General features: G+C 43.6%; 13 protein-coding genes. 8 read left to right on the top strand and 5 right to left on the bottom strand.

Annotated elements, in window-relative coordinates:
• Positions 1-1938: a hypothetical protein gene (locus tag EO93_RS08645; RefSeq protein ID WP_048162059.1), complete on the top strand. Its 1938-nt coding sequence runs from the start codon at positions 1-3 to the stop codon at positions 1936-1938.
• Positions 1939-2755: 817 nt separating this feature from the next.
• Here EO93_RS08645 and EO93_RS18450 read toward each other — a convergent pair.
• From EO93_RS18450 to EO93_RS08620, 5 genes are all read right to left on the bottom strand, one after another.
• On the bottom strand, positions 2756-5641 hold the full coding sequence (locus EO93_RS18450; protein ID WP_082107611.1) for a PGF-pre-PGF domain-containing protein: 2886 nt from the start codon (positions 5639-5641) through the stop codon (positions 2756-2758).
• A 455-nt stretch (positions 5642-6096) separates the two neighbouring features.
• The gene (locus EO93_RS08635; protein WP_048162056.1) at positions 6097-6744 is read right to left on the bottom strand and encodes a histidinol phosphate phosphatase domain-containing protein; all 648 of its coding nucleotides are present in this window, start codon (positions 6742-6744) and stop codon (positions 6097-6099) included.
• Positions 6745-6844: 100 nt separating this feature from the next.
• Positions 6845-7726: a 23S rRNA (uridine(2552)-2'-O)-methyltransferase gene (locus EO93_RS08630; protein WP_235284159.1), complete on the bottom strand. Its 882-nt coding sequence runs from the start codon at positions 7724-7726 to the stop codon at positions 6845-6847.
• Between the two features lie 254 nt (positions 7727-7980).
• A complete protein-coding gene (locus EO93_RS08625) occupies positions 7981-8655 on the bottom strand; it encodes a YoaK family protein (RefSeq protein WP_235284158.1) in 675 nt (224 codons plus the stop codon).
• 586 nt (positions 8656-9241) lie between these two features.
• Positions 9242-10285: a Vms1/Ankzf1 family peptidyl-tRNA hydrolase gene (locus tag EO93_RS08620; protein WP_048162052.1), complete on the bottom strand. Its 1044-nt coding sequence runs from the start codon at positions 10283-10285 to the stop codon at positions 9242-9244.
• 614 nt (positions 10286-10899) lie between these two features.
• Between EO93_RS08620 and coaBC the strand changes: the two genes are divergently transcribed.
• The 7 genes from coaBC to EO93_RS08585 all read left to right on the top strand — a co-directional run bounded on the left by coaBC (position 10900) and on the right by EO93_RS08585 (position 22354).
• Complete coding sequence (coaBC, locus tag EO93_RS08615; protein ID WP_048162068.1) at positions 10900-12159, top strand: bifunctional phosphopantothenoylcysteine decarboxylase/phosphopantothenate--cysteine ligase CoaBC; 1260 nt, start codon at positions 10900-10902, stop codon at positions 12157-12159.
• A gap of 157 nt (positions 12160-12316) precedes the next feature.
• The gene (locus EO93_RS08610; RefSeq protein WP_048133495.1) at positions 12317-13219 is read left to right on the top strand and encodes a pantoate kinase; all 903 of its coding nucleotides are present in this window, start codon (positions 12317-12319) and stop codon (positions 13217-13219) included.
• A gap of 164 nt (positions 13220-13383) precedes the next feature.
• On the top strand, positions 13384-14145 hold the full coding sequence (locus tag EO93_RS08605; protein WP_048133496.1) for a 4-phosphopantoate--beta-alanine ligase: 762 nt from the start codon (positions 13384-13386) through the stop codon (positions 14143-14145).
• A 15-nt stretch (positions 14146-14160) separates the two neighbouring features.
• The gene (locus tag EO93_RS08600) at positions 14161-14805 is read left to right on the top strand and encodes an HD domain-containing protein (RefSeq protein ID WP_048162050.1); all 645 of its coding nucleotides are present in this window, start codon (positions 14161-14163) and stop codon (positions 14803-14805) included.
• 389 nt (positions 14806-15194) lie between these two features.
• Positions 15195-16493 (top strand): amidohydrolase family protein, encoded by a 1299-nt coding sequence (locus tag EO93_RS08595; RefSeq protein ID WP_048162049.1) that lies wholly within the window; start codon positions 15195-15197, stop codon positions 16491-16493.
• A gap of 225 nt (positions 16494-16718) precedes the next feature.
• Complete coding sequence (locus tag EO93_RS08590; protein ID WP_048133499.1) at positions 16719-17954, top strand: adenosylhomocysteinase; 1236 nt, start codon at positions 16719-16721, stop codon at positions 17952-17954.
• A gap of 740 nt (positions 17955-18694) precedes the next feature.
• A complete protein-coding gene (locus EO93_RS08585) occupies positions 18695-22354 on the top strand; it encodes a PAS domain S-box protein (protein WP_048162047.1) in 3660 nt (1219 codons plus the stop codon).
• Positions 22355-22708 lie beyond the last annotated feature (354 nt).

The following is a 22708-nucleotide window of genomic DNA, read 5'->3' as shown; positions in this document are numbered from 1 at the left end:
ATGGAAGAAAGCAGCTGGTATGTAAGAGCCTGCAAAACCACAACAAAGCAGTGGGGATGGACTGTTCAGGACCCGGATGCATTCAGCAGGAAATGCGAAAAAAGCGTGAGTCCTGAGTACAGAGACGCCCTCCGGTTTACCGGTTTTGACCTTGAAGCCTTCGAGACGGTGTTATTTTCTTACGTGGGGACGTTTGTAACCTTAATTTTGCTTATCGGAATAGACCTTTTTCTTCTCCTTTCCAGAAGTTTTGAACCCAGGACTCTTTTCATTATGGGAACCCTGACCTTTATCATTCCGCTGATAGTCCTCTGCTACCTGAGTGAGTATGTGAAGATAAAGGCAGGCTTTATGAAAATATCCTCCCTTGGAGACATCCCGGAAATCTTAAGCTATATCATCATGTCAATGAAACTGGTCCCCAATCTTGAACATGCCGTGCTCTTTGCAGCCCGGAACTCGGAGAGGCCGCTTGCCAGTGACTTAAAAAAACTGACCTGGGACCTGAATTTGAGGCTCTACAGCAGCATGGATGACGCTCTCCTCTCTTTTGCCGACCTGTGGGGCAGAAACAGTGAATACTTCAAGCGTTCCCTGCACCTGATCAAAAGCTCAACTGCCGAGCCTGATGAAGCCCAGAGGGTCATTACCCTGAACCGGGCTCTCGACATCAGCCTTGAAGGCACTGAAACTCTGATGGAATCCTTTGCAGCAAAGCTGAAGACCCCAAGTTACGTGCTCTACTCAATCTTCATCCTGATCCCTCTTGCCCTGGTAGCTCTCCTGCCTGCGGTCACGGTTGTGGGGATGAAACCCGAGATTACGGACCTCGTCCTTCTCTATGACCTTGTATTTCCTGTCCTTGCAGCAGTCTACTCAGAGTACATTCTGATGCAGAGGCCTGTTGCCTTTATTCCCAGACAGATCCCGGATTCCCATCCCGACCTTGCAGACATAAAGCAGAAAAAGAGGTTTGCGATACTCTCCGGAGCCCTGGTCTGCGTCCTGACAGCTCCTCTGGGATATCTGCTGCTTGCAGCCGGAAACCCGGGAGGAATAGTGTCTACAACTCCTCTTGGGGGTTATCTTCTTCCAGCCCTTCCTTTAGTTGTGGGAGGCACTGCAGGGGTCTCAATTTACCTGTATTTTTCATCTATTCCGTACAAGAAGATAAGAGACAGGATAAAGCAGATGGAGCAGGAATTTGCAGATTCCCTTTTTGTGCTCGGCAGAAGGATTTCGGAAGGAAAAGCCCCTGAAGAAGCCTTTGCCCACACTGCCAGAACCATGGAGGGTTCAAAGATCGGGGAAGCCTTCGAGGAAATTTCCATGAACCTGCTCAGCATGAGGACGAACCTCAAAGACGCTGTTTTTGACGAAGAATTCGGGGCTTTCAGGCACGTGTATTCGGAAAGAATCCGAAATACCATGCTCCTCTTTACTGAAAGTGTCCATAAAAACCATGAAGCTGCAGGAGCTTCAATTGTTAAACTTGCAGATCACTTAAAAGAGCTCAGTGCAGTCGAAGAGCGCATAAGGCGTTCCCTCTACGACGTTACTTCAACAATGCGTTCAACTGCTGCAATCTTTGCCCCTCTTATTGCAGGAATTACCCTTGCCCTTTCCGAAGTCATTACAAAAATCCTGAACCAGGTAGCAGAAAGAGTGAGCAGGGTACCCGCAGACCTGTCCGGAATGCCTGTAGAGATCAATCCCGAAACTTTTTCCCAGTCCATTCCTCCGGACCAGTTCCTGCTTGCAATAGGGGTTTACGTTGTCCTGATCAGTGCCATCCTCACACGCTTTGCAGGAGCCATAGAATACGGAGGAGACAGGATGCAGCTGAAATACGACCTCTCCTGCATGCTCCCGATTACAGTTCTTATCTTTGCGGTCTCAGCTGCTGCTTCAAGGATTATTTTCAGCGGGATGGTATGAGATTGAATAATTGCTGGAAAATGACTGAAAAAGAGCTGGAAGAGTCAGTAAGCAGCTGAAAAGATAAAAAATAAGGTAATTATTCAGCCACTGATAAAAAAGTATTTTTTTCAGCAAAATGCTGCAATTCTCATGATAATAGCGGCGCTCCATTGAGCGCCGCTAGAATAGCATCCATGACATTCAGGTAATTCATTGAGAAAATCGTTTGAAACTTTGAAAATATAAAAAATCCAGAAAAACATTTAAAATTTATTAACATATTAAGAGCATGAACAATGGTTTTTCAAGTTCTGGTTCTAGTACAAGTCATGCTACCCAAATACTACCTGGAGAATTAATTATTGCAATATTCTTAATTCTCTTAATAGTAATTTTCTTTATTTTCTATTATTTCTATTATAGCAAAAAGAAAAAATGACATTGTTTCCAATTGGACATTTGACTTAAATCTCACTTTCCGCAGATGTCCGTTCAATTTTCACAATTTTTCCTGCAATCGTTTTGGTAAATATACCCTTTAAAGCCTATGGAATTTTTACCATTTTTTCATGCTAGCGAGATATTTTCTATTCATTTTCTGATTCCATAAAAAATATTAGGCTTTTAACTTTTAAGGCAAAAGGCCCCTTTTCCCTTTATTGGTTTGCTGGTATCCGCCCTGTCTGCAAGGGTAATTTTCCGGGAACTGGTATGAAATTGAATTAAATGAGCTGGAAAAGTAGGAAGCAACTAAAAAGATCAAAAAATAAGATGAAGGGACTCAGGTCTCTTCATCCGTTGTTTTTCTGCATTGGACTTCAGTATTCAGCCTTTTTTACCTTCGTCTATACAGAAATACTGCAAGCAAACCGGCTAATCCGTAAAGCATTTCAAAGCCCGGCGCGCTCGCACTTTCTTTCGGGTCGGTTTCCTGTTCGGCTTCAGGTCCTTTACTTCCCGCATCAGTTTCATTAACCATTCTGGTCTCCGATTCAAGCTTTACTCCGGTTTCAGCTTCTCCCAAAGTGCTTTTTGCCTTCCCTGTAATAGCAAAGGAAGAGAATTCCGGGGTTTCGGCTGTGAAATACAGGTATTTATCATCTTCTTTCAACAGGGAAACTGGCAGTTGTCCCCATTTGTCCTCGCTGTAACTGTTAAGGGTAATGGAGGATTGGTCAACCTTTTTATCCTGTATCCAGTCCTTTTCAACCTTGAAGCAGACTGCAGGGTTTTCGATATTCTTTGAGCTTGCAACCCCTCCGTTTCCGACCCAGACGTTAAAGGACTTATAGACCTCTCCAGAGGGTAATTCGGAAACCAGAGAGGATTTTTCTTTCAGCATCTCGGTAACGGTTGTGGTTTTGCCCAGAGTCCTCTTAGCGTCAAAGCTCACATACACAACACAGGTCGCATTCTTTGAGAAATCAAACTTTACCTCTTTGCCGTTTGTAATGAATGTCTGGGAAAGTTCCTTTACCTCAACGTTTTTTGCAGGTTCTGGAGAACCGCCTCCACCACCGCTGCTGCTTCCGCTACTACTGTGGCTGCTCCCTCCACTGGAACTGGTAACGGCTGGATCTGTAACGACTATGTAATCTGGTTTTGTTACTGTACTTTTACCTGCAGCATTTTCCACATTCAGACTGATTGCGTAAGTCCCTGGCTTCGTAAAAGTGTGTGTTGCATTCATGGCGTGTTTTGAATTGATACCATCACCGAAATCCCAGAACCAGGAAGTTGGTGCTTCTACAGTGCCGGTATCAGTGAATAAAACAACCAGAGGTGCTGCACCTGATGTTACATTAGCAGAAAAATCTGCCACCTGGGCTTCAGGAGCTGTGACCGTGATATAATTATATTTTGTTATGATAGACTTGCCGCCGCGGTTATCCATATATAAAGATACAGTGTACTTACCGGGCTTTTCGTACACATGCGTTGCATATGGTGTTGCAGAGTCGTTAGCATCCACCATATAAGTTTGAATGACCCCGTCACCAAAATCCCACTCGCGCCAGATCGGATAATTTGGAAGTTCAGCATCCAGATCGTCGACGAATGTCACTGTTAGCGGGACCTTTCCAGAAGTTACGTCGGACGAGAAGTATGCAGGAGTTGCAGCTTCGTCCATTATTCCCATAAGTACGTAACCATACTTACTTATGGAGTCACTTCCAGCTGCATTTTTCACGGTTAAATTTACAGTATACCCACCTATTTTTCCATATGCATGAGTGGGATTCTTCTCTGTTGAGGTATTTCCATCTCCGAAATCCCAGAGCCAGGAGCTTGGCGAGCCTGTACTATTGTCAAAGAATGAAATAACTTCATTTTCGAAAATTCCCTGATCATTAATTCCACTCAATACTTTTTCGGCTTCAGGAGAATAAAAATCTGCAACAGGTTTTTCAGCAGACGAAGTTGCTGTAACTGTAATATAGCCGGGTTTGCTTACCGAATTGCTTCCAGCGGCATTGGTCACCGTTAAAGTAACGTTATATGTTCCCGTTTTCGTGAATGTGTGTGTAGCCGTTTGGGCATGCTTTGAGGTTATCCCGTCCCCGAAGTTCCAGAGCCAGGATGTTGGAGTTTCTCCAGTGCCAGTATAAGTGAATAACACAACCAGAGGAGCAGTTCCGGAAGTTACATTGGCTGTGAAATCGAAAGCAGGTAATACTGGGTTATACTTAGCTGTGAGTGGTAGATAGTCATAGTTCTTTTCAGATATTGCATAAGCTGAATCTGCAATACCATCTCCATTTGCATCAATAGCAGTCTGAGAGAACCCAGTTCCATCCGGCTTTGCCCAATAATTACCTCCAATATATGATCCACCAATTATGTTTGTACCTTCAGTGAGTGAGCTGTTCCAAAGATATGTATTTTCAAAGTCTCCAAACTTTACATTCACTGTATTGTTGAAATAATTATTATAGGCCCCTTTAGCTTCTAAAGACCCAAGTACTTTAAGCCCACAGTCTGAGCAGTACATTATTTTATTTCCAATTAAATTTGCACCACCGGTTTCTCCGGCTACTACTCCTACACCACAATTTGTGATTTCGTTGTTTTCGAGATCATAAGATAAACCAGAAACATGTATTCCGACATCACAGTTGTTTATTTTGTTACCACTAATAGGCGGTACAAATCTTTCATCATAAACGTAAATTCCTGTAGGGCAATTTAAAATTTCATTATTTGTTATTTCATTGTAATCCCCACAACATGATACGTCTATACCAGTACCACCAGTGATTTTGTTTCCAGATATAATAATACCGGAACTCTCAGATCCTACGCCAATACCACCATTTTCAATAACGTTGTTTGTTATCTGGCTCATATTGTTTAGATAATACTCATTATTACCTAACAATGCGTTATTAACGTAAACACTACCATCGATATTAAAGCCGGTTAGTGATATACCAACATTGCTTAGAATGATAGTTGCCTTTGTGACGTCTGCTGGTTCAATAAACACGTTATTTGTTTCTGGTTTAATTGTTAGCTTTGCTTTTGAAACGTTTATGTTTTCAACATAAGTTCCAGGTTTTATTAGTAATACATCTCCAGCTTCTGCACCATCTACAGCTTCCTGTATTGTAGAACTTGATCCACTTCCGTTGCCCACTATAATATCTCTTGCCGATACTGTAGATGGTACTCCCATCAGAAATATCAAAGTAAAAACTATAAATAGAGTTTTACTCTTCACATTATCTCCCCCACATAGCTTCTATTTTTCAAAGCTAGTGTAGTACATCCTGTACTATCCGTTTCCTCTTACCCACTTTATTAAATAATTGATGATTAATAATATTACATTTCTTTAAATGTAAATTATATTTATGGTTAATTGCACATCCTATAAATAACCAGACTATATCCTCAATAATAATTCTGAAGTAAAATTCCTCTGACTTTGCTACTTACCAACGTTGATTCAAAACTAGAATAGTCGAAGAGAGAGATATGTAAAAATGTAAAAAGTCAAAAACAACATTTAGGCATTATCGTAACCGTGATAATAAAACTGATAAAAAAATCAAAGTTAGAAACATGAAAAGAAGCTAAAGAAAAGAAGAAGAACCGAAAAAGAGAAAGAAATTTAGAACAGGAAAAATTAAGAAAACATGAGATGAACAGAGAAGAAAGCACACGAAGTGCAGCTCAGACTATCTCTGCTACCTTCTTTTTAGATGCTTCAAACGCTTCTTTTGCCCTTGACTCGGTGAGCCCGGCTCCCATTGCAATTTTCAGGGCGGTTTCATCGGTGATCAGGTTCTCGGGAGCATGTGTATCGGTATTTACCACAAGGGTAGCCCCTAATTCGAGGGCAAGCCTTGCAACATGACCATTTGTCCTGTTGTGCCCGTTCCTTGCAGTAATTTCAAGGAAGATATTATTCTCTGCCGCAGTCTGGACATCTTCCTGAGAGATCAGGCCGGGATGAGCCAGGATATCTACATACTCGCAGGCAACAGACGCTGCATTTGTCCCGGGGGCGACAGGCTCGGATATGGTTTCTCCGTGCACGACCACGATTTCCGCGCCCAGCTCTTTTGCTTTCTTTGCCAGGGGAGCAATCTTTCTTGGAGGGACGTGCGTCAGCTCGACTCCGGGCAGGACGCGAATATCCCATTCATTTTCCAGGTATTTTGCTTTCTTTGCAGCATCAAGAAGCTGTTCGAGGTTTGTATAGTCTGCGTGGTCGGTAAGTGCAATAGCCTCGTAGCCGTGAATAACAGCCCGTCTGACGAGTTCGCTGGGGAGCAGTTCCCCGTCACTGAAAATTGTGTGAGTATGAAGATCAATCAACCGGATCACCGTGTTTGAAACTCGTTTTATATTTTACTGCTTGACTATTTTCATTGCTGAATGATATAGTTCACTTTATTAACTGAACTCCCTGATAAAATTACTCCGATTTTTCAGGATTATCAGGATTTCCAGAGTTTTCAGGATTATCAGGATTTCCAGAGTTTTCAGGATTATCAGGATTTCCAGAGTTTTCAGGATTTTCAGCCTTTCCAAGCCTTTCTGCAACTTCTGAAAACGCAAAATTCGGCTTGACATCTGTTATACTGATCCTGACCTTTTCTCCTACCTCGACTCCCTTTACGAAGACAACGAACCCTTCAATAAGCACTGCTCCATCCCCGCTTGAGCCGAGCTTCTCGATATCCACAACGAAATTGTCTCCTTTCCTTAGAGGAGCTGTAAGGAATTTCTTTCCGACAACGTAGATCTCCGCACTCTGCGATCTGGACGCTTGCGGGGAATAAGCCTTGACGTGGACAAAATTATCCCTGACTTTGTCCATATAATCTTTGAACATGTCTCCCTGAAAGACCTTTACCACAAAGTTTCCTTTTGGTTTGAGTATCTTCTTTGCACACTCAAGTGCCGAGGTTGAAAGCTCAATTGACCGCGCATGGTCGTAAGACCAGTTTCCTGACAGGTTGGGGGCTGCATCACAGAGCACCACATCCGCACCTTTTTCCCCGACGATCTTGATAATTTTTTTTATTGTCGAGTCTGCGTTTATGTCGCCCATGATGGTCTCGACTCCTTCAATCGGAGTGATCCTCTGCAGGTCCACACCCAGAACCTTCCCTCCGGAAAGCTCTTTTGCAACCTGAAGCCACCCGCCCGGAGCTGCACCTAAATCAACAACTGAGTCTCCCCGATTGATAATTTTATGTTTCTCATTGATCTGTTTGAGCTTGTAGGAAGCCCTGGACCGATACCCATCCTCTTTTGCCTGATGATAATAATAATCTCTTCTATCTCTTGCCATTGCTTACCTTCCCGCACTGAAAGCTCATATAGCTTGCGCAAAAGTCTGTTTGTCAATAATTGCCAAGGTATTGTTTGGAATCACACATATCTATAATGTTAAAATCAATATCTATCAACTGTATTTTAGTGGAATAAATAGTTGAGAATCTTCTGAATCCTGTATCTTCTGAATCCTGTATCTCCTGAATCCTATATTCCCTGAATCCTATATTCCCTGAATCCTATACCCTGAATCCTATATTCCCCGAATCCTTATACTTCAATATCAACCTTCTTATTCTTACATTGGTCTATACTGAATAAAATTACAGAGCAAATTAAAACACTCACAGCGATCCATACTGCTTTAACTCCAATAAATGACGTCAACAACCCTCCCAAAATAGCTCCTGCTAAAAACGAAAGGTTAATCGTAGAATACCGAAAAGCTTGCAGAGCTGATTCACGGTCTTTTTTTGTGAAAGCAATATAAGCTTCCTGTGTAGCTGAACGTAAATTTCCTGTGATCATGGTTGTACTATAAGGAGAATCAACCAGTTTGCGAAATGAAGATACCTGAACCGAAGAGACAAATGAAACCGCAACAGTTACAATGATATTCGGACTCGTGTAGGGTATAAAGCCTATGATAAAAAGGACTGCAATTTCAAGAATTAAAACTGCCCTTTCGGAATCAGGTATAAACAGGCGCATAGAAGGTTTTTTTATCATCTCGGCAACAACTACTCCGACTATAAATGCCAGAATAGGGACCGCGTGAAGCATTGCTTGCCCCCATTCTCCTGTTGCGGCTTCTATGCCCATGAGTACAACATTTCCGGTCTGGGCATTGGCGAAAACACCGCCTCTCCCTACGAATGTATAAGCATCCAGGAATCCTCCCACAATTGCAAGAAGTATTCCAAGCTCCACAGATTCGGGAGTCAAATTACGGAAACGTATTTTTCTTTCATTATTCAGCATTGGCACCTTTACACTCAGAACTCAAAGAGCCCTATTTAACAGTAACGAGCCTGTACCATATTTATATTTAACCCATATTATATTATTGAGAGACTCTTTTAAAAACGATTATTATCTACGAGGAAAGTGCTCTCCTTGCGGTTATTGCAGTAGAGAACGGTTTGTAAGGACAAAAGGAAGAAAATGTAGTGTCGAGCATAATGGATTCAAATATGGATTCAAATATGGATTCAAATATGGATTTAAAAATGAATTCAAAAATGAATTCAAAAATGAATTCAAAAAAGAAAAGGAATAAAGATTCGTGCAGCCTTAACTTAGGAAGGTCTTTCTATAATCACCATTATCGGATATTGGAAGTAATGTGGTCCTGATTAATTTGCAGAAGCTCTTGCAACAATAATATCAAGATAGGATCTAAACTTCCCTGACTTCTACCTTTTTTGAAAATATCTCACAGCAAATGCTTTCCGGCACTTCACAATACATCTTTTCCGGCACTTCACAGTACATCTTTTCCGGCACTTTACAGCAAATACTTTCGGTTTCTTCACAACAGATATCTTCTGCAGCTCAAAACTGATCTAAGGATTTCTTCCCCGCTTATCTTTTCCATCTTAATATCAGCCGGCTTTTCGATAATCTCAAGGTTCAGAGGGAGGCGCTTCTGAGCATCCTTTATCAGCTGGGCATCTCCGCTCATGATAACACAGTCTATTCCGGGATTTTCTTCAAGGACTTTTCTAAGGGTCTCAAAGACTTTGTCCATATGGTGAGCAATATCCTCTTCCCTGAGGCGTTCAAAACGACGCTGGGAAAAGCCTCCCTTGCTGTGTTTTTCCTTGACACTGCTCTTGATAAGTTCTTCCGTATCGAAGACCCGGGCATCAGGGGCAAAGCCTATGAAAGACTCGCCTGCATGCAGAACAAGAACGAGCATGCGGTAGTCGGTATTCAGGCTTTCTTCAAGAGGAGCTATCTCAAAACTGTCCAGAAGGTGCCAGGCAGAAGAGGGGACAGGGACAGGAGGGACTATGGCTTCGGAAATCATGCGGTGCAGGTCGTAGAAAAAGACCATGCCCGTCTCAGGATCAAGCCTATCAAGGAGGGAACGGGTTTCCTCTTCGACCAGGCCAAGGGTTTTTTCGTGAAGTACGGCTGAAAGGCGAGTTCCGGGGGGAAGATAAACGGTTAAAAGGTCATTTGCAGAAGAGTGAAGGGACTTGAGTTTGGAAAGGTAAGCCTTAACAGCCGACTGGCTCAGGGTTTCAACTCCGCGAAACTCCAGCTTACCCTGGGACTCATCCCTGATTGTTTCAAGTTCGTGGGAAAGGGTATGGGTCCGGACGAGCTCCTGGTTTAAACGAGATTCAGCTTCCTGCCTGTCAGCAACTGCCTGCCTTGCAAGGGCTTCTTTCTTTTCGAGCTGGTTTTTCGCACTCTGAAGGCCAAGTTCGAGTTCAACTATCCTGGAGTTAAGCCTGTCAACCTCAAGCTCCAGACGGTCTTTTCCGGAGATTTTTCCTAGAATGGTGCCTAACCCTTTTTTTCCATCTGCGGTAACTTCTCTTTTTGCAGCTTTTTTATCGGTCATCTGCCTTCCTGCCCTTTCTCATAATATCTAATCCCATCCAGGAAACTCCCAAAAGTAACTGGACTGTATAATATTAGTAATACCTTATTAATTATGCGAATCACAGTACCGGTGCTATAAGCCAGTTACAGACCAGCGGGGACGGTATTGAAGATATTATATAATTAATACGGCATTTATTACCCAGGACAACTATTAAACTACCAGCTATGCCTGATAATAGAAGTTATATTTCAGATAATTAATACGGGATTTATGGCACAGGACAACTATTAAACTATCAGCTATGTCTGATAATAGAAGCTAGATTTCCTGTAATACTTACTAATAAAATGGAGCCTCTATCTGATTTAACCGTCCCTTATATTTCGAAAGTTTTAAGAATATCATATTTAATGTCACTTTGATTTTCAGGATTTTTTCCAAAAAAGGGAGATAATTTCCATACTTAATTCTTATAGATTACTTCGGTGCCTGAATGAAAAAAACCATTGAAAAAGTCTCAAACGCAGGAGGATCAAATGAATCCTGACCAGAAAAATCCACACGTTTCCGGACTGGAACCTGAGAATTCAGGTCAAAATGAACCGGATGGAGTAAAGTTAAAGGATTGGATGGACAGGAAAAATCCTGCCCGGCCCAAGGCTGAGAAAATCCACCCTACCCTCTGGATCCAGGGACAGAAGAGTTCTTCCCTTGCCGGGAAAACTATTGTCCTCGGTGTTACAGGGAGTATAGGAGCGGTCAGGGTAGTTGAACTTGCAAGGGAACTGATCCGGAATGGGGCAGAAGTCCATGCAGTCATGACCGATGCTGCAAAACATATCCTGCACCCTGACGCCCTGCACTATGCTACCGGCAACCCTGTGATTACGGAACTCGGAGGCAGGGTGGAGCATGTGGAATTTTGCGGGTTTAAGGGCAGGGCAGACCTCCTCCTGATAGCGCCGGCAACAGCAAATACCATAGGAAAAATCGCGTACGGAATAGACGATACCACAGTTACCTCTTTTGCAACAACCGCTCTTGGCTCTGGCATTCCTGTTATGGTTGTCCCCGCAATGCATGAGTCCATGTACAGGCACCCGGCTGTGATTGAAAATGTAGCGAAATTGAAAGGCTGGGGGATCTCCATGGTGGGCCCTAAGTTTGAAGAAGGCGTTGCAAAAATTGCCTCAAACGAAGAAATAGTGCTCGAGGTGGAAAGGGCGCTTGGAAACCGGAGCCTTGAAAACCGGAAAGTGCTTATAACAGGCGGTTCCACTGCTGAAAGCCTTGACCCTATCCGCATCCTCACGAATCGGGCCTCCGGAAAGACAGGCAGGGAACTTGCCCTTGAAGCTTACCGCAGCGGAGCTGATGTAACCCTTGTGCACAGGGACAGGCTCGGGCTTGCAGGGATCAGGGAAGTCTTTGCCGAAAGCGCTGCGGAAATGACCGAAGCCGTGCTCTCGGAACTGGAAAATGAGTATGATGTCCTGATAAGTTCTGCAGCAATTGCAGATTATACAGCCGAACCTTCTCCGGAGAAGATCAAATCAGGAGGAGATTTTGTGCTCAAACTGAAACCCACTCGAAAACTGATAAAGGAATGCAGGGAAAAACACCCTGAACTCGTGATCATAGGCTTTAAAGCCGAAACAGGAGTCGGGAAAGAAGAGCTCCTTAAAAGAGCAGCCGTAACCCTTGAAGGGACAAAACTCGATATGATTGCAGCAAACGATGTAGGAAAAGGTGGAATGGGTACTGAAGAAAATGAACTTTACCTGCTTGGAAAAGGAGAGCCCAGGCATGTCAGCGGAAACAAGCGCAAACTTGCAGCCTGTATCCTTGAGGAGGTAACCGGAATTTTAAATTCACGACAGGTCCTCTGAGAACCTGATCGAGTTCTGGATATTAAAACCAACTAACGGAGCTGGTACAGTACCTGATCTGCTTTATCGGCTGACTCTACAAATCATCCTGCACAAGATTCTACAAAACAGAAATGAACTTTGAAAAATAGCTTAAACAATAAAAAAGGCGTTTTCTATGTATACATACGAGAGTGAAGGGGCTGACTTTTTAGCAAAAGCATATGCTCCAGGGCATATAACAGGTTTTTTTCAGATTCATGAGCATAAAGACCCCCACCAGAAGGGATCTACTGGCTGCGGAATTGTTCTGAATGGAGGAGTTACAACCGAGGTAATGGTTGGAAAATCCGTGGAAAAGACCGAGATCTTCCTCAATGGAAAGAAAGTTGAAGGCAGAACCACCCGTACAGTGATAGAGATGTTAACCGATGTGCCTTTAAGAGTAAAGAGCTGGGCGGAAATCCCGATTGGGTGCGGGTTTGGAGCCTCAGGGGCAGGAGCGCTCGGGACAGCTTATGCTCTGAACAGGGCGCTTTCCTTAAATAAGACCGTAAAAAGCCTGACTGAATACGCTCATGTAGCTGAAGTCGTTAACCGCAGCGGACTTGGGGACATTGCTGCCCAGTCCAATGGCGGAGTGGTAATCAGGCTGCAGCCCGGAGGGCCCGAATTCGGAAGCATAGACAGAATTCCGGCTCCTGAAGCAAGAGTTTTCTGCATCGCGCTCGGGGAGATTTCTACAGACTCTGTCCTGACAGACGAGATTGCAGCAGGAAGGATTAATGCTGCAGGAAAAGCCGCAATGTCCGAACTGCTTAAAAAACCCACTCTCGAAAACTTTATGCATCAGGCAAAAGACTTTGCCAGCAATACAGGCCTCATGAGCAGTACGGCAAAGGATGTAATTGAGGTTGCACATGCGAACGGAGGAATGGCTTCTCAGGCAATGCTTGGAGATACGGTTTTTGCAATCGCCCCCTATAGCCAGGAATTTATGCTCTACGAAGCCCTTCAGGAATTCGGGCAGGTTCTGGAATACGGCATAGGAACCTGTGTACCGAGATTGATGTATGAGTGAGCCTCAAGGCAAAAATCTATTTACTTTTTTGAACATCAGACAAGAAAATATTAATTTGCAGAAAATTTGCATATAAAGAAACTATGCTATATAAGGAAACTATAATCGAACGAAGTGACTCAATTAAATTATAAAGCTGACAAGTAAAAAGGTAAGCGACATATATGACCGATATACCCCAAGACCACCCGAGGTACGAATCCCTGCTCGCCCGTGAAAAGGTTGCAGCCGGGGTAAAGATGGGAATTACAAGTATTCAGGGGCTTATTGCCCAGGGAAGAGGCGAAAGCTTTGACTACCTTATAGGCGAGCGCAGCACCGAATCTGCCCTCTATGCAGAAAGGGCGGCAGTTGCTGCACTCCTTCTGGCAGAAAACCCGGTTATTTCCGTAAATGGGAACGTCGCAGTCCTGGCTCCTGAAAAAGTCGTTGCCCTGGCAGACATTACCGGAGCTAAGATTGAAGTAAACCTCTTCCACAGGACCGACACCCGGGTGCACCTCATAATAGAACACCTGAAGGCCAACGGAGCTTCAGAGGTGCTTGGAAAGAATCCGGACGCAAGCCTTGAGCTCTCCCACGCTAGAAGGCTTGTGGACAGCAAGGGGATCTATACGGCAGATGTCGTGCTCGTTCCCCTGGAGGACGGAGACCGCTGTGAAAAACTTGTAGAGATGGGAAAGACTGTCATAACAATTGACCTGAACCCTCTTTCACGGACCTCCAGAACTGCCACAATATCAATTGTAGACAACCTCACAAGGGCTCTCGAAAATATGGCAAAGCTTGCACAAGAAATGAAAAAGGAGAGGAAAGAAGAACTTGTGAAGCTGATAACGACTTACGAGAACAAAAAAGCCCTCTCTGAGGCGATTTCCGAAATTCAGGAACATCTCAAGACCCTGATCACAGAAGTAGAATACTGAAAGCAGGATACTTACATGGACCTGATAGAAAAAACGAGGGAATTTGCGGCTACCTTTCACGAAGGGGAGCCCAGTTCCCACGATATGTCCCATATAACCCGCGTAGAAGCCCTCTGCAGGGAAATCCGGAAAGAAGAAGGAGGAGACCTTCTTACTCTCCAGCTCGCAGCTCTTCTGCATGACGTTGGGGTTATTAAAGAACATGAGGAGGGGGGAGACCATGCCCTCTACAGTGCGGAGATAGCCTCCGAATTTCTGGGGAGAGCAGGCGTTGAAAAAAAGACTGTGGAAGCTGTGGTATACTGCATCCTGACTCACAGGTTTAGCGGAGGGAAAAGCCCGGAAACAATAGAAGCCAGGATCCTTCAGGATGCCGACAGGCTTGATGCCCTGGGAGCGATTGGGATTTTCAGGTCTATCCTTTCAATGGGAGCTCTCAGGATGCTGAAGCACTTAACAGGAATAGATAAAGGTCCCTCAAAAAAGACTGTCTATGTTCAGGACCCTGTTGAAGGCTTTAACGAATACATGCACTACAAGCCTTTCACAATCCCCGAAAAGCTGAATACCGATGCAGCAAAGAGGATTGCAGCAGAAAGGCTGAAGATAATGCACCTCTACCTTGAAGCTCTGAACCTGGAAACCGGAGCCAGCGAGTGAGAGCAGATAAGAGATCTAATTTTACGGATTTTGGGCAGAAAAATCTCAACACTCCAAAAGTCGGGTTATCGTCTGAAATCCTGAAAACTTCATACAAACTTTCATACTTTACCAGACTGAAACATTTTTATAAAGATATGCACTTTATTAAGATTACAGGATAATTCTCAGGATTAAAGGACAATTCTCAGGACAACTTTTTTAGGAAAACTTCTTTAACTTCAGATAATTATCTAACAAGTTGCCTTTAAATAAAGTTGCCTTTAAATAAAGTTGCAGTTCAATACCCTACTACACTTCAATACATTACTACACTTCAATACATTACTACATTTCAATACATTACTACATTTCAATACCCTACTACAAAACCTGACGGATATGATCACATGGCTGACATAATAATAAAAAATGCTTACGTTTTAACAATGGATCCTGATGCGGGAGACCTTAAAAACGGGACTGTTGTTATTGAAGACGGAAAGATCACGGAAATCGGGGAAAAAACAAAAGAAAGTGCCGACACCGTGATCGATGCAAAAGGTTCGGTAGTAATGCCAGGGCTTGTAAACACGCACACCCATGCAGCAATGACCCTTTTCAGGGGTTATGCCGACGACCTTCAGCTTGCGGAGTGGCTTGAGAAACATATCTGGCCTGCCGAAGCCCAGCTGAAGGCAGAAGATGTTTACAAAGGCAGCCTGCTTGCATGCCTGGAAATGATCAAATCCGGAACAACGTCCTTTGCAGACATGTATTTTTTTATGGATGAAACTGCAAAGGCTGTTGAAGCATCGGGACTTCGAGCCTCCCTCTCCCACGGCCTGATAGAGCTCTGGAACAAAGAAAAAGGAGAGGCTGACCTCAAGGAAGGAAAGCGCTTTGTCCAGGCCTGGCAGGGAGCAGCCGACGGCAGGATAAAGACCATGTACGGACCTCATGCCCCGAATACATGCTCGGATGAGTTTCTTGCAAAGGTAAAAGAAGAGGCCAGCAGGGACGGAGCAGGCATCCATATCCATGTCCTGGAAACCGAAGCCGAACTGAATGCAATGAAAGAAAAGTACGGGAAGTGCTCGGTGCACCTGCTCGAAGACCTGGGGGTTTTCGGCCCTGATGTGCTTGCTGCCCACTGTGTATGGCTATCGGACGGGGACATAGAGATTTTAAGGAAAAGGGGAGTAAATGTATCCCACAATCCCATAAGCAATATGAAACTGGCATCCGGAATTGCTCCGGTATATAAGATGCTGGAAAAAGGAGTGAATGTAACACTTGGCACCGACGGCTGTGCTTCAAACAACAACCTTGACCTGTTTGAAGAAATGAAGACTGCTGCCCTTCTGCATAAAGTGAACACATGCAACCCTACTGCTCTTCCGGCTCGCCAGGTACTTGAGATGGCAACCGTTAACGGGGCAAAAGCCCTTGGCACGGAAACCGGAATGTTGAAGGTGGGAAAGAAGGCAGACCTGATCATTGTAGACATGAAAAAACCGCATCTTACTCCCTGTTTTGACGTTCCTTCCCATCTGGTATACTCTGCAAGAGGAAGTGATGTCAGGACAACAATCGTGGACGGAAAAGTCCTTATGGACAATTACAGGGTACTTGTGCTGGATGAGGAGAAAGTGACCGAAGATGCCCGGAAAGCCGCAGAAGAGCTTGTAGCAAGGGTAAAAGCCTGAAAAATCCATACCCTGGTATAGTCCATGTTCTGGTGTAATGCTTTAAAGTATACTGGAACAATATACGGGAAAAATAAATACTAGAAACCCGAATACACCACAGATTTATTTTATTTAATCTGTACCCGAAGTAAAAATTTGTGCGAATTCGAAAAATAAGCCTATCTACTATAATCGAATTTAACCATCGAATTCAACCGCCTATCTGATAATGACGGGATTATTATGACCGAAAAAGAACTCGTAGAATCCGGAAACATGAAAATGGAATGGGCAAGAAGCCACATGCCTGTGCTTGCAATCATCAGGGAGAAGTTTGAGGAAGAAAAACCCCTGAAAGGGCTTAAAGTAGGAATGGCCCTTCACGTAGAAGCAAAGACCGCAGTCCTTGTCGAGACCCTGGCTGCAGGCGGCGCACAGGTTGCAATTTCAGGCTGCAACCCCCTGAGCACCCAGGACGATGTGTCAATGGCTCTCGATACCCGGAAAAATATAAGCTGTTTTGCAAAATACGGGTGCAATACCAGCGAGTACTATGAAGCTATAGATAAAGTCCTTGACTTTGAACCTGACATCACAATCGATGACGGGGCAGACCTGATATTCAAACTCCACAAAGAAAGGACAGGTATGCTCCCGAATATCCTCGGAGGCTGCGAGGAAACCACTACAGGGGTCCACAGGCTTCATGCCATGGAAAAGGATGGCGCACTTAAGATGCCGGTAATAGCGGTAAACGATGCCATGACCAAATATCTCTTTGACAACCGCTACGGGACAGGTCAGTCAGCCTGGGACGGGATTAACCGGACCACAAACCTCCTTGTAGCAGGCAAAAACGTTGTTGTCGCAGGCTATGGCTGGTGCGGGCGCGGGGTTGCAATGCGGGCTACAGGACTGGGAGCAAATGTAATTGTCACTGAAATAGACCCCATACGAGCCCTTGAAGCCAGGATGGACGGACACCGGGTCATGAGAATGGCAGACGCTGCAAAAATAGGAGAGATCTTTGTAACGGCCACAGGAAACCGCGATATCCTTACAGCCGAACACTTCAAGGTCATGCAGGACGGGGCAATCCTTGCAAACTCAGGACATTTCAATGTAGAAATCGATATGGAAGCCCTTGCCTCCCTTGCAAAAACAGTCAGGACCGTCAGGCACAATATCAAAGAATATGACATCGGGAACAGGCGCATTAACGTCATAGCCGAAGGCAGGCTTGTAAATCTGGCTGCCGGTGACGGGCACCCTGCCGAGGTCATGGATATGAGTTTTGCAAACCAGGCTCTCTGTGTGCGCTACATTGCCGAAAACAATCTGTTGAACGGAGTCCACGGAGTCCCAAAGGAACTTGATACCTATGTGGCAACACTGAAGCTTGAGTCAATGGGCATAAGCACCGACAAACTCACTTCCAAACAGGAATGCTACATGAATGGCTGGGAATGCGGGACATAATCAGAAAAGAAGCAGCAGGGAATAATTAAGTAAGCTGAATCTTTAGTTGAACATTTAGCTGAATATTTATAAGTGTAGTGGATAAGACCCTAATTCCCTGCACTTAATTTCTTTTGTTATGAGTAATCATAGTTACTGCGTCCTGTTTTAAATGATTTCGGATGAAAGAGAGTCAATCTCGCCGGATATTTGTAGACAATTGATAACCCAGCAATTCTCGTTAAAGACATAGCTGAAATATGATTTATTTTCAAAATGCTTAAATAGCAAACAGAGTTTCTATTTTTCAGAAAATCTTTAAATTCACTTTTATTGAAGCGGAATTTACTTAAAATAACGGCAATAGGGTCCACGACATACTCCTTAGAGCCTGGCATTATTTTGCTTCCAGGTCCCTTGGTATGAAAAGTAGAGTGAGTGAGTGAGTGAGTGAGTTATCAGCTTTCCTCGATCGAAAAATATCATTGATACCTCGATCAAAAAAATATCATTAATATACACTGATCTCATAGAATGTACAAACAGGAACGGGACATAATCTGAAGTTAACGGATCTTTTACCAGGAAGGGAGCTGTTCTCTTGAAAAAGAGGTGTTAGACATTCCCTGGTTGACATAAAAAACTTTAAACATTCCAGATATCAGATACTATAAACATTCCATATATCAGATACGATAAACTGCTCACAGCCCTATAAATGCGAATTTTTAATATTGATTTTATAGATGGAGAGGTGGGGAATGGAAAAAAGCCTCAGAAAATCTGGTATTGATAATATCGGGGATATTCCCTGGGGAACACACTTCTGCCAGTTCTACCAGACAAAAGAAGATTTAATAGATATACTTGTCCCCTACTTCAAAGCAGGGCTCGAAAATAATGAATTCTGTATGTGGGTCACATCGCAACCTCTGGGAGTAGAAAGCGCAAAAGAAGCTCTTGAAAGGGCTGTTCCTGACATTGATGCTTACCTTGAAAAGGGGCAAATCGAAATTATTCCCCACAATTACTGGTATGTAAAAGAGGGTAGATCCGGTTCGGAAGAAGGTGGATCCGGATCGGAAGAGGGTGGATTCGATTCGGAGAGGGTCTTAAATGGATGGTTTGAAAAACTCAATCATGCCCTTGCCAGTGGATATGAAGGGATGAGGTTGAGCGGGAACACGTTCTGGCTGGAAAAAGAAGGCTGGAATAGTTTCATTGAATACGAGAAAGAAATAGACAACATTATCGGCAACTTTCATATGATGGCTCTATGCACCTATCCTCTCGACAGGTGCCACGCAACCGAGATAATCGATGTGGTCATCAATCATCAGTTCGCTTTGATAAAAAGGGAAGGAAAATGGGAGCAGATAGAAAGTTCCAGGCGCAAAAAAGCAGAAGAAGAAGCTGCTCAGGCTGCAAAAGACTGGAAATATACCTTTGATGCTGTGCCGGACCTGATAGCCATACTTGACACTGAATATCAGGTTTTTCATGCAAACAAAGCCATGGCGACAAGATTAGGGGTGACAACGGAAGAGTGTGTCGGGTTGACCTGTTATCGTGTTGTCCATGGGACGGATGAGCCCCCCTCTTTTTGCCCTCACCGGCGGTTGCTTAAGGACGGGCTTGAACACACTGAAGAAGTTTTCGAGGATTGCCTTGGTGGTTATTTTTTAGTAAGCGTCTCACCATTGCATGATTCAGAAGGGAAACTCATTGGAAGTGTTCATGTCGCCCGTGATATCAATGAAAGCAAACAAGCCGAAGAAGCACTGATTAGAAGTGAGAATAAATTCCGTACGTTGGCGGAAAATTCTCCTGACATAATTGTCCGCTTTGACAGGCAAAATCGGCACATATCTGCCAATCCCGCTGCTGCGGAACCTTATAGCAGGCCTCCGGAGGAAATCATTGGCAAAACTCATGGGGAACTGGGGATGGACCCTGAAAAGGCGAAATTCTGGGAAAGGCACCATGAAAACGTTTTTGCCACAGGTAAACCCGAAACAATAGAATTCCATTATACAGCACCTCAAGGAAAAGAATACTACTTCAATACCCGAATAATACCGGAGTTTATTGATGGTGAGGTGACTTCTGTTCTCGCGATTTCCCGCGACATTACGGAGAAAAAAGAAGCGGAATCTAAGTTAAAAGAAACGCTCAATAATTTAGAAAATTTAGTTGAAGAGCGAACAGTCCAGCTTGAGAAGGCTTACAATTCTTTGAAAGAAAGTGAAAAATGTCTTGCTGAAGCTCAAAGAATGGCTCACCTTGGAAACTGGGACTGGAATATTGTGACCAATCAATTTTACTGGTCTGATGAGATTTATCGTATTTGTGGGCTCATTCCTCAAGAGTGTGAGATAACTTACGATTCATTTTTAAGTTACGTACATCCAGACGATCGAAACCTTATTATCAATGCCTCCATGGGAGCTTGGGATGGAAAGCCGTATGGTATTGATCATAGGATTATCTCAGTTGATGGGAAAGAACGCATAGTACATGTACAAGGTGAAGTTATTTTTGATGAGGAAAACATTCCTATTCAAATGAAGGGAACAGTTCAGGATATCACAGAGCGCAAGAAGGTAGAAGAGATGCTAAAAGAGAGCGAGGGCAGATTGAAAGCTCTTTTTAAGCTGCTGCCTATTGGAGTTTCTATCCTCGATAAGCAAAGAAATGTCCTGGATGTAACCCTTACCCTGGAGAGAATCATGGGCCTCTCCAGATCGGATTTGCTCAAAGGGAATCATAAGATCCGGAAGTACCTTTGGTCAAATGGCGCAGAGATGCCGTATGAGGATCTCCCCAGTGTAAGGGCTCTGAAAAAGAAAGGGTCGATTCAGAGTTCAGAGGTGGGGATGGTCAAGAAGGACGGCAGCATCATCTGGGCGGATGTGAGTGCAATATCTCTGCCTTTTTCCGATGGCCATGTAGTTGTTACCGTAAGGGATATTACCGAAAACAAAAAAGCCGAAGAAAAACTTCAGACCCTGGCTAATGCTCTTGAATCATCAGATGATGCCATTGTAACCAGATCTCTTGATGGTATTATTACGAGCTGGAATAAGGGAGCAGAGCAGATTTATGGTTATTTAGCCGAAGAAGTCCTGGGAAAAAACATCTCAATGTTTGAACCAGATACCCTGAAAGGGGAAATAAAACAGTTAGATGAAAAGATAAAACAGGGAGAACGGATCCGCCACTATGAAACTTTAAGGTTAAAAAAAGACGGTACGATAATAAATATTTCAATAACTCTTTCTCCTGTTTTTAACGCATCCGGAATACTTGTGGCGATCTCGACTGTTTCCAGAGATATTACAGAGCGCAAGATGGCCGAAGAAGCACTGATCAGAAGTGAGAATAAATTCCGTACATTGGCTGAAAATTCTCCGGACTTGATCGCCCGCCTGGACCGGCGAACTCGCCACTTATATGCCAATCCTGCATATTCAGAAGTGTATAACATTTCTCAAGAGAATATCATTGGCAAAACCAATAGTGAGCTTGGAATGGACCCTGAAAAGGTAAAATTCTGGGAAAGGCACTATGAAAATATTTTTGCCACAGGAAAACCCGAAACAATGGAATTCCAGTATACATCGCCTCAAGGAAAAGAGTACTACTTTAATACACGAATAGTACCGGAGTTTGTTGATGGTGAGGTGACTTCTGTTCTCGCGATTTCCCGTGATATTACTGAGCGCAAAATGGCTGAAGAGACTATGGAGAAAATGGATAAATTCAGAATAAAAGAAATCCACCACCGGATTAAAAATAATCTGCAGGTAATCTCTTCTCTTCTCAGTCTTGAAGCTGAAAGGTTCAGTGATACAAAAATGCTTGAAGCCTTCAGGGAAAGCCAGGGCAGGGTTACTTCAATGGCTCTGATTCATGAGGAGCTATACAAGGGAAACGAGACCGAAACCCTTGATTTTGCAGCTTATCTCCGGAAGCTGACTTCAAATCTTTTCGGCTCATATAATCTTAGAAAAGACAATATTAGCGTAAGACTGGACCTTGAGCAGATTTATCTTGATATGGATATTGCAATCCCTCTCGGAATTATTGTAAACGAGCTGGTTTCAAATGCCCTGAAGCACGCTTTTCCTGCTGGGGGGAAAGGCGAAATCCACATAACCCTTTACAAAACCGGGGCGTCTGCCTATATATACGATACTCCCTGTCCGAATCCCCACCATAGGGAAAAAAATGGTTCCCATTACATACTCAAAGTATCGGATAACGGAAAAGGCATCCCTGAAGAAATAGAGTTTCAAAATGCTGATTCTCTCGGGCTTCAACTTGTAAATATTCTTGTTGAACAGATAGACGGCTGTATAGAACTTAGAAGGAATCCCGGGACAGAATTTACTATCCGGTTTAGCAGTAAAGAAACATGAGCTAACCTTGTTCTTTTTTTTGAAAGTTGCCTCCCCTGGCGGATAATGCGATAGCTTTACAGCAGGCCCTCATGAAAAAAAAACGAACAGTTACCGCAAATCTTAACCTGAACAGGATTAATCAATGATTCCTGAACTGATTAAATGAGGGTTCCTAAATGAGGGTTCCTAAATGAGGGTTCCTAAATGAGAGTTCCTGAATCAATTTTAATATAAAGTAATTGATATATAGAAGAATACATTAAAAATATAATATATAACCTAAGTTTGACAGTATCCACTAATTGGTACTGAATATTTCCCTTCTTTTTTGACCCAACTGGACTTGACAATTCTCTTAATTTTATAAAAATT

It is taken from the genome of Methanosarcina sp. 1.H.A.2.2, assembly GCF_000979975.1.
In the GTDB taxonomy this organism is placed as follows: Archaea; Halobacteriota; Methanosarcinia; order Methanosarcinales; family Methanosarcinaceae; genus Methanosarcina.
The sequence above is the reverse complement of the archived record's forward strand: the minus strand, read 5'-3'. Positions and strand labels throughout refer to the sequence as shown.

What these genes read in the sequence shown, in the direction of transcription:
- EO93_RS08620 (WP_048162052.1), bottom strand. Translation starts at nt 10,285, where the DNA reads ATGACCGATAAAAAAGCTGCAAAAAGAGAAGTTACCGCAGATGGAAAA.
- EO93_RS08585 (WP_048162047.1), top strand. Translation starts at nt 18,695, where the DNA reads ATGGAAAAAAGCCTCAGAAAATCTGGTATTGATAATATCGGGGATATT.
- EO93_RS08645 (WP_048162059.1), top strand. Translation starts at nt 1, where the DNA reads ATGGAAGAAAGCAGCTGGTATGTAAGAGCCTGCAAAACCACAACAAAG.
- EO93_RS08595 (WP_048162049.1), top strand. Translation starts at nt 15,195, where the DNA reads ATGGCTGACATAATAATAAAAAATGCTTACGTTTTAACAATGGATCCT.
- EO93_RS08590 (WP_048133499.1), top strand. Translation starts at nt 16,719, where the DNA reads ATGACCGAAAAAGAACTCGTAGAATCCGGAAACATGAAAATGGAATGG.
- EO93_RS08605 (WP_048133496.1), top strand. Translation starts at nt 13,384, where the DNA reads ATGACCGATATACCCCAAGACCACCCGAGGTACGAATCCCTGCTCGCC.
- EO93_RS08610 (WP_048133495.1), top strand. Translation starts at nt 12,317, where the DNA reads ATGTATACATACGAGAGTGAAGGGGCTGACTTTTTAGCAAAAGCATAT.
- EO93_RS08600 (WP_048162050.1), top strand. Translation starts at nt 14,161, where the DNA reads ATGGACCTGATAGAAAAAACGAGGGAATTTGCGGCTACCTTTCACGAA.
- EO93_RS08630 (WP_235284159.1), bottom strand. Translation starts at nt 7,726, where the DNA reads ATGGCAAGAGATAGAAGAGATTATTATTATCATCAGGCAAAAGAGGAT.
- coaBC (WP_048162068.1), top strand. Translation starts at nt 10,900, where the DNA reads ATGGACAGGAAAAATCCTGCCCGGCCCAAGGCTGAGAAAATCCACCCT.